The following is an 8211-nucleotide window of genomic DNA, read 5'->3' on the forward strand; positions in this document are numbered from 1 at the left end:
CACAGCTTCTTTGAGAGAAATAGTGGCAGCACATCCCGATGCAACCTTACTAGAATTGTGTGAGTTATTTGCCCAGAAGACCGGAAATTGGGTGGGTAGAACAGCCATGTGTAACGCCTTACAAAAGTTGGGATTAAATCGTAAAAAAAACAGTGAGAAGTAGCCAAGCCGGAACAGAAAGAGTCATGAAGTTAAGGTTAGAGTATTGGGAAAAAGTCAAGCATATCGACCAAAAATATCTAGTTTTTTTAGATGAGACTGGAGTATTACGCTTGTTTAACCAGAACTCATGCTTCCAACGAGGAACGAGAGCCTATGCGGTTAAACCTTTTTACGCCCGGGAAAAAAGTCACAGTAATTGGTACAATTAGTTTGAAGCGAGTAGTGGCACTCATGACAATGGATAACTCAATGGAGGGCAAAGTATTTGAGGTATTTATTGAGCAATGTTTAGTGCCACAATTGTGGTCGAGAGCAGTAGTAGTGATGGATAATTTACCCGCGGATAAAGTAGATTCAATTACATCGATGATTGAATCTGTGGGTGCTTCTATTTTATGTTTGTCCCCATACTCTCCTGATTTTAATCCGATTGAATTATGGTGGTCGCAACTTAAATCGTAATTGCTCAACTAGGGGAAAAAAGGGAGCCATCAGTAGAGAGAGCTTGTTGAATAGATTGATAAGCAGTTAAACCCTGACGCTTGCCAGTATTAACAACTGAACGAACGGCAGCAAACAAATCGCGCCCCCATTCCGAACGGAAGCCATTGGTCACACGGCGAAATATCACGCTCATCCGAATCGCCTGTTCACTACTATTATTCGTCGGTGGAATTGTCGCATCTTCCAGAAATAGAAATAAATTGTCAATCAGCCCACAGTAACGTTTTCGTAACCGTATACCATCCTTCTGCTGTGGTGCTAAATCCAAAATTTTGGTTAATCTTTCCTGTAAATTTATTCGATATCTCAAGAGTCTAGTATCATCCATATTCTCCCGTTGCCGATGGATGATAAAAGCCCTTAATAATAACCTCTTCATCGCTGGGGCAAAAATTCTGTCAAGAGCATCAATCGCATATTGGCAATCCCGCAGTTGATGGGCCAAACACACTTGCCATTGTGGTGCTGGGTGATTTTTTTGAGCGCTAAATAAGTCTGACACCCAGATATCAGGACGATTTTCTCCTAGAACTTCGTTAATTACTCCAGTTCCTCGACTCGGGCGGATGACGTGTAAACAAACATCCTGGTTCTGAAACACCCACTCCCACTCCCACTGTCCGTTAAGTAGTCAAACAAAATTAATTACACAAACAACTAATATGATATAATAAAAAATATCAAGTTGTGTTCAAAGAGGTTTTATATGTTTTTACTTCGAGATATCAATCCACTTTCCTTGAAATTGCTAAACCGAATTTATCGAGAAAGCAGACATCATCAAGTGCGCCTAGCAAGCACATTTTCTGATTTTAGCTTCACAAAATATCAACAATAAAAATTTAATGAAAATCTTTAAAGTTAGTTATAAGACCATGTATAACTGGTTGAATCGATGGGAATATGAGGGAATGCTCGGATTATATAATAAACCAGGTAGAGGCCGAAAAGAAACATTTAATTCCGCACAATCAGATCAAATTAGAGACTGGGTAAAATTGCAACCAAAACAATTAAAGCAAGTAGTACAAAAAATCAAAAAAGAATGGTCGGTTAATATAAGTACGGAAACAATTAAGAGAATAATTAAAAAAAAAGGATGAGTTGGCATAGGATGCGTCGAGGTGTTGGCGGCAAGCCAGACCCCATAGAATACAAGGAAAAAAAAGAAAAATTGTCAGAATTAAAACAATTAGAAGATGAGGGAAAAATTGATTTATACTATTTGGATGAATCGGGATTTTGTGGCATCCATTGTGTCCCTTATGGAGGGCAAGATATTGGTGAATATTTGTCAATTGATAGTCGTAGAACTAAGCGTTTAAATGTCTTGGGAATTATGAATCGGCAAAACACTCTTCATGCTTATGTTTCAGAGCAGACTATTAATTCTGATGTAATCATAGCCTGCATAGATACTTTCTTTGCTGTGGTGGAGCGGCCAACAGTTATTGTAGTATATCAAGCTTCTATTCATACTAGCAATGCCATTTTCGAGAAAATTGAAGAATGGAAAGAACGCGGTTTAACTATATTTGAATTGCCGACTTATTCACCTGAATTGAATTTAATTGAGATTTTGTGGCGGTTTATCAAATATCAATGGCTCGAAATAGATGCCTACTCTAGCTGGCAATCTCTTGTTTCATATGTAGAAAGAATTCTTAAAGAATTTGGAGATAATTATGTAATTAATTTTGCTTAACTACTTAACTCTCGCACTCGTTTCATCTGAACAAATTAATTTTGCCCGCCGCAACCGTTGTAGTATTTGACTTACTTGGTCGTCTAAACTGGTGCGTGACTTTTGCCAACAGGTTTGCGATTGCTCCTTCGGAAATCTTGAGTCCAAAAACGGATGCAAATATCGACGATAGCCGTTCGTAGCTAATGGCATGAGTGTAACGAAGATATGTGACTAAGCTTTGAATAGAACTGCCAAACGGTGAACCTGGTTCCATTCCCAATGGTACAGGGGCAACATACTCGGTTTGACAGCAGGCACACGGACCACCATAACGTTCTATTCGGGTGATGATGGGGCGAATTGGGGGTAGTTCGATTTTTTCGTAGACGGATTGCAATTTTTGGGTGGCGGGGGTGACTTTCTCTCCACACTGGGGGCAATTTTTGAGTTGGGCGATGATTGTTTGGTCGGGATGAGGATGTAGTTCTCTTCCCCCTCCGACTCTTCCTAGGCTTCTTTGTCTTTTTATTCCTTGAATTTTCGACGGCTTAATGTTCGGCTTGAATCATGAGGACGGTGGAGTGCTGGAATTTTTGCTAGTTTTGGTGGGAGATGAGCCTGGTTTTGGTTCGTATGTGGCTAATGCTGCGCTAAGTTTTTGGATTTCTTGCCATAGCTCTACTATCAAGGCTTCTTTTGCCTCGTTCGATAGTTGCTTTAAGTCGGGGAGTTTTTCCATTCCTTTATCTAATGTCTATCTCGTCTTCTTGTCAAGGGGGTTGAGCAATTACCTTAAATCTTTATTGCGACAGTTTTCGCCAACCACCACTAAAATGGTTGATACGATAATTGCTGTGGCTCTTGACTTAATTAATCCGAAACATCTCAAAAACTGGTTTACTAATTGCTGCTAAGTAGTTAAACAAAATTAATTACATAAATAACTAATATGATCTACTAAAGTAGTAAGTTGTATTTAAAGAGATTTTATATAGCCTTTCTCAGAAAGATGAGGTATCATGTTACTGACACTCACTTGTGAGGGTTAAACAGAGAATATCAGATCAAATGAACTATAGTTACATGGTTAAGTAAAGCCACGCGAAAGCGATAGCACACATAATAGCATTTTTTTGACAGCACGCTCTGCTTGACTCATAGCACGTTTACTTGTACCAAACTTCATACATTGTTAAAAATGAAAGCTTATTCGATTGATTTTAGGCAAAAAATTCTTGATACTTATCATGCTGAACCCATTTCACAAAAAGCAATAGCTAAGCGTTTTTCTGTAGCGTTGAGCTTTGTACAAAAATTGCTTAAACAATATCGTGAAACAAAAAACATTACTCCCAGAACTGACCGATGTGGAGTCAAAGGCAAACTGAATGCGGAGCAACTACTCATTTTGGCGGAATTGATTGAAGGAAATAATGATGCAACTCTTGAAGAACTCCGTTATTTACTTTATGGGAGAATTGGATTTTCCGTTAGTAGAGCAACAATAGGAAGAATGATAAAACTCTTAGACATTACTGTCAAAAAAAAACACTCTTCCCTTCAGGCAAAGGCACGGAGCGAGTTCAAATCCTGCGATGTGAGTTCTGGAAAAAAAATAAAGAGATTAGTTTAAAAGACTTAATATTCATTGACGCATCGGGAGTTAACTTGGCAATGGTTAGGTTATATGCCAGATATTTAAAAGGTGAAAGGGCTCAGGGGCCAAAACCAACTAAACGTGGCAAAAATGTCTCAATACTTGGAGCAATGTCAGTCAATGAAATTTTGACATCGGTTAATCTAATAGGCGGAACTGATGCAATTACATTTGAAGCTTTTATAATCAGGAAACTTGTGCCAAAACTATGGAAAGGGGCTTGTGTAGTGATGGATAATTGTCCTATTCACCTGGGAGAAGAAGTGAAAAAAGCGATCGAAAAAACCGGGGCAAAATTAATATACTTATCACCTTATTCACCAGATTTTTCACCAATTGAAAATCTGTGGTCAAAACTTAAAATCATTCTCCGTTCTATCAATACTCCGGACAGTTTTTAAGCAGCCAGAGTACCATAAGACAAGACTGAAGGAAGGTTAGGGTGATTTAAAATCAAATCCGGGTCTAAATCTAACTTATCAATAAAGGTAGAAAGTAGATGCTTATTGAATTCTAGGCGTTTATAAGAGGCCATAGAAAACACAAACGACTTGGCAGATGAATGACAACTAGAGAGTTCATGTTTAGCTAAGTTTAAGGCAATAAGACTGGCATTAAAATGAAAATCGGTAGTACCCTGAAGGAAAGGATCGAGTAAGTTACTATTAGAGAGAAGTGTTTATCATAGTGTGATATGACAGTAGAGATTCCCCATTGTCCTAATTGTGGCTCAAAAGAAGTTAGTCGTAACGGTCAAACTCGGCATGGCAAACAAAACTATAAATGTCGAGAATGTGGTCGTCAGTTTGTTTTAAATCCGGCATGGAAACCTATTACAAAAGAACTGCATGAGTTAATGTCACGGATGCTACTTGAACGTATTTCTCAGGCGGGGATTGCTCGGGTACTTCAAGTGTCAGAAGATACAGTGCAGCGATACGTTAATAGCCAAGCGGCTGCTGTTAAGAAGCAAGTGGAGGTGACTCCCAAGGAAAAAAAGCGCTTGAGTGTTCAGATGGATGAGTTATGGTCATTCGTTGATAGTAAAGGAAATCAGCAGTGGGTCTGGCTGGCATTGGATGCCCAGACTAGGGAAATTGTTGGTGTACATATTGGAGATCGTAGCGCAGTATCGGCTCAAGCTTTATGGAATTCAATGCCACCAGTGTACCGTCAATGTGCAGTAATTTATACCGATCATTGGAGTGCTTATGATTCTGTATTGCCCAGTAAACGTCATCAGAGTGTAGATAAAGATAGTGGTTTGACTAGCTATATCGAGCGCTTTAACTGTACTATTCGACAACGAGTATCTCGACTGGTAAGAAAGAGCTTAGGCTTCTCTAAAAAATTAGAAAATCATCTTGCTGCTATTTGGCGGTTTGTGCATCATTACAATGCTAATTTACAACTCTAAATGCCTACTTTTCTTTGAATTCAGTTTTATTCTCTCGATCCTTTCCTTCAGGGCACTACCTGAAAATCAAGCCGTGGTAAATGACGAGCTTGACAATCAGACAATCCCGTAAATTGCTTGGCATCACGAAAAATAAATTCAATCTGGAAACGAGCCTGATAATATTCAACAATTTGCTCAGGCGGTAAGTGAATATCAGTGCTAAATAATAAAGCATTTTTAATTTCTCCGTTGGCTTGAACCTCAGAGATACAAGCCAACCTAATTTGGCAATTTAAACAACAACTCCACACCACCAATGTATATAATGAAACTCCCGGTTTTAGGTCTTTAACAAAATTAAGACGGCTCAAATCATGGCAGTCAACCTTACCATCATATTTACGTGGAGCTCCCAGTTTCTTTTGTTCACCTGTATAGAGATAGCGTAGGTTAGCATCAACTCTTAACTTGCCAATAAAGTCTAAATTTAACTCCCGCACAGCATCCCAGAATTTAGAGCGATAGTAATAGCCATCAGCCACCAAATAACGTACAGAAGTGGGGAAAAAATAACGAGTATTCTTCAAATGTTGTGCATAGTCATCAACTCTTGTGATGTCAGGCTTTGAGCTTTGAGAGTCCGGGTTTTTGCGAGATTTTTTTGAGCTGTTATTCTTCGGGTTTTTGGGCAGTTTTTTCACGGGCTTTATTTGAGGGCGTGACGGAGTTTGTTGTACGCTTAAGCTATAAGATAAACGAGTCTCAATTTCGACAAGAGAAATTACAGAAATTTCCAACCCCTGTTCCGATTTCCCAGCTACACCATTATAAAAATAAGCCTTGCCGTCAGTTTTTTTGCCGCTTTTTCTTAAAAAAGAACAATCAATAACAGCAATAATTGTGTGTTCAGGGTTTAAGGCTTGTTTGAGAAAATATTGATTAAATTGTGGAAAGTTAAAGCTTTTGAGAAAGTGACGACGGTAGGTTTTTTCACTCAAACAGCTATAACGACTGAGATTCGTGAAGTTGACCTTGCCATAGGCCAGCAATATAGTTGAGAATAAAGTGATTAAAAACTTCTTTTGTGGTTGACTAATCCCTGGCATTTGTTGTAAGATGGATTCAATAATCTTCATAAGGCAATCTGTTGAGCTTGTGTGTTTTTATAGCTTAACCTAAAAGAGTGCCTTTTTTTCTGTTTATTTGGGGTTCAGATTGCACTCACTTTTTTCACTTATCTATTTTATTGCGATCGCATTCCTCTTTAAAAACTGTCCGGAGTATTGTTCTATCAAGACTACTAATTATCAAGAATTAGGAAAAGCCATAGAGTTTGCGTTCGGGCAAGTTACATCGTCAAATATTTTTAACTGGTTTACACACTGCTGTTATTGTACCTCATCTTTTTGAGAAAGGCTATATGTTTTTACTTCGAGATATTAATCCACTTTCCTTGAAATTGCTAAACCGAATTTATCGCGAAAGCAGACATCATCAGGTGCGCCTAGCAAGCACATTTTTTAATCTTAGTTTCACAATGTGTCAAAAATGAAAAGTTGATGAGAATTTTTCAAGTTAGTTATAAGACTATGTATAACTGGTTGAATCGAGGGGAATATGAGGGAATGCTCGGATTATACAATAAACCAGGTAGAGGCAGAAAAACAACTTTTGATTCCGCACAATCAGCTCAAATTAGAGACTGGGTAAAATTGGAGCCAAGACAATTAAAACAAGTAGTGCAAAAAATCAAAAAAGAATGGTCTGTTAATATAAGTACGGAAACAATTAAGAGAATACTTAAAAAATTTTGTATGAGTTGGCATAGGATGCGTCGAGGTGTTGGCGGCAAGCCAGACCCCATAGAATACAAGGAAAAAAAAGAAAAATTGTCAGAATTAAAACACCTAGAAGATGAGGGAAAAATTGATTTATACTATTTGGATGAATCCGGATTTTGTGGCCTTCCTTGTGTCCCTTATGGATGGCAAGATATTGGTGAATATTTGTCAATTGATAGTCGTAGAACTAAGCGTTTAAATGTCTTGGGAATTATGAATCGGCAAAACACTCTTCATGCTTATGTTTCAGAGCAGACTATTAATTATGATGTAATCATAGCCTGCATAGATACTTTCTTTGCTGTGGTGGAGCGGCCAACAGTTATTGTAGTGGATCAAGCTTCTATTCATACTAGCAATGCCATTTTCGAGAAAATTGAAGAATGGAAAGAACGCGGTTTAACTATATTTGAATTGCCGACTTATTCACCTGAATTGAATTTAATTGAGATTTTGTGGCGGTTTATCAAATATCAATGGCTGGAAATAGATGCCTATTCTAGCTAGCAATCTCTTGTTTCATCTGTCGAAAAAATTCTTAAAGAATTTGGAGATAATTATGTAATTAATTTTGCTTAACTACTTACTGTACCTCATAACATCCGGAAGTGCTGTATCAATTTTCTGACGGGGTTGTCGCCCCGTCAGCGTGAACACTCTCGTTACGCCCTCCAAGTTCTTTAAACCCCTTATGCCCATAAAAAAAATGCTCCTACATCAATCAGAGGAGCTTTTGTTTGTATATTGTCAGCGGCATCGAGATATTTTCGCTCGGCAGTGAGTCAGCAAATATCTGCGCGACCTGGACGTTTAACAACCGAGTTCGGGATGGAATCGGAGTGGTGCCACTGCGTCATAGACACCTAGAAAAGCTGTAAGGGTGTAAAACCCTGAAGACTGCACAGAATTAAGTCATCATCATCACCATGTAGAAAGAGAGGTCAAGCCCTCGGTCTATTAG

Annotated in this window: 6 protein-coding genes and 3 pseudogenes; 6 read left to right on the top strand and 3 right to left on the bottom strand. The window is 38.4% G+C overall.

The genetic code is table 11. From position 1 onward, the window contains the following. Window positions 1-252: 252 nt before the first annotated feature. Window positions 253-624 carry a transposase gene (locus tag QUB04_RS31850; RefSeq protein ID WP_333290668.1) on the top strand — a complete coding sequence of 124 codons (372 nt, stop codon included), beginning with the start codon at window positions 253-255 and terminating at the stop codon, window positions 622-624. 4 nt (window positions 625-628) lie between these two features. Here the strand turns inward: QUB04_RS31850 and QUB04_RS31855 are convergent. After that, a pseudogene (locus QUB04_RS31855) lies at window positions 629-1273 on the bottom strand (IS66 family transposase); the annotation flags it as partial. Between the two features lie 99 nt (window positions 1274-1372). Between QUB04_RS31855 and QUB04_RS31860 the strand changes: the two are divergent. After that, window positions 1373-2371, top strand: a pseudogene (locus QUB04_RS31860) (IS630 family transposase). A 547-nt stretch (window positions 2372-2918) separates the two neighbouring features. Here QUB04_RS31860 and QUB04_RS31865 read toward each other — a convergent pair. Then, on the bottom strand, window positions 2919-3092 hold the full coding sequence (locus QUB04_RS31865; RefSeq protein WP_333290669.1) for a DUF6444 domain-containing protein: 174 nt from the start codon (window positions 3090-3092) through the stop codon (window positions 2919-2921). 459 nt (window positions 3093-3551) lie between these two features. Here QUB04_RS31865 and QUB04_RS31870 point away from each other — a divergent pair, with 459 nt between their 5' ends. From QUB04_RS31870 to QUB04_RS31880, 3 genes are all read left to right on the top strand, one after another. Then, window positions 3552-3986, top strand: a complete 435-nt coding sequence (locus QUB04_RS31870) for a transposase (protein WP_333290670.1) — start codon at window positions 3552-3554, stop codon at window positions 3984-3986. Window positions 3987-4000: 14 nt separating this feature from the next. Continuing rightward, the gene (locus QUB04_RS31875; RefSeq protein WP_333290673.1) at window positions 4001-4411 is read left to right on the top strand and encodes a transposase; all 411 of its coding nucleotides are present in this window, start codon (window positions 4001-4003) and stop codon (window positions 4409-4411) included. A 293-nt stretch (window positions 4412-4704) separates the two neighbouring features. After that, the gene (locus tag QUB04_RS31880) at window positions 4705-5427 is read left to right on the top strand and encodes an IS1 family transposase (protein ID WP_333290671.1); all 723 of its coding nucleotides are present in this window, start codon (window positions 4705-4707) and stop codon (window positions 5425-5427) included. 47 nt (window positions 5428-5474) lie between these two features. On the opposite strand, the gene QUB04_RS31885 is transcribed toward QUB04_RS31880, so the two are convergent. Then, window positions 5475-6545: a transposase gene (locus tag QUB04_RS31885; RefSeq protein ID WP_333290672.1), complete on the bottom strand. Its 1071-nt coding sequence runs from the start codon at window positions 6543-6545 to the stop codon at window positions 5475-5477. A 284-nt stretch (window positions 6546-6829) separates the two neighbouring features. Between QUB04_RS31885 and QUB04_RS31890 the strand changes: the two are divergent. After that, a pseudogene (locus QUB04_RS31890) lies at window positions 6830-7829 on the top strand (IS630 family transposase). The last annotated feature ends 382 nt before the right edge of the window (window positions 7830-8211 follow it).

Origin of the sequence: Microcoleus sp. D2_18a_B4 (assembly GCF_036702475.1) — a bacterium.
Classification (GTDB): Bacteria; Cyanobacteriota; Cyanobacteriia; order Cyanobacteriales; family Microcoleaceae; genus Microcoleus.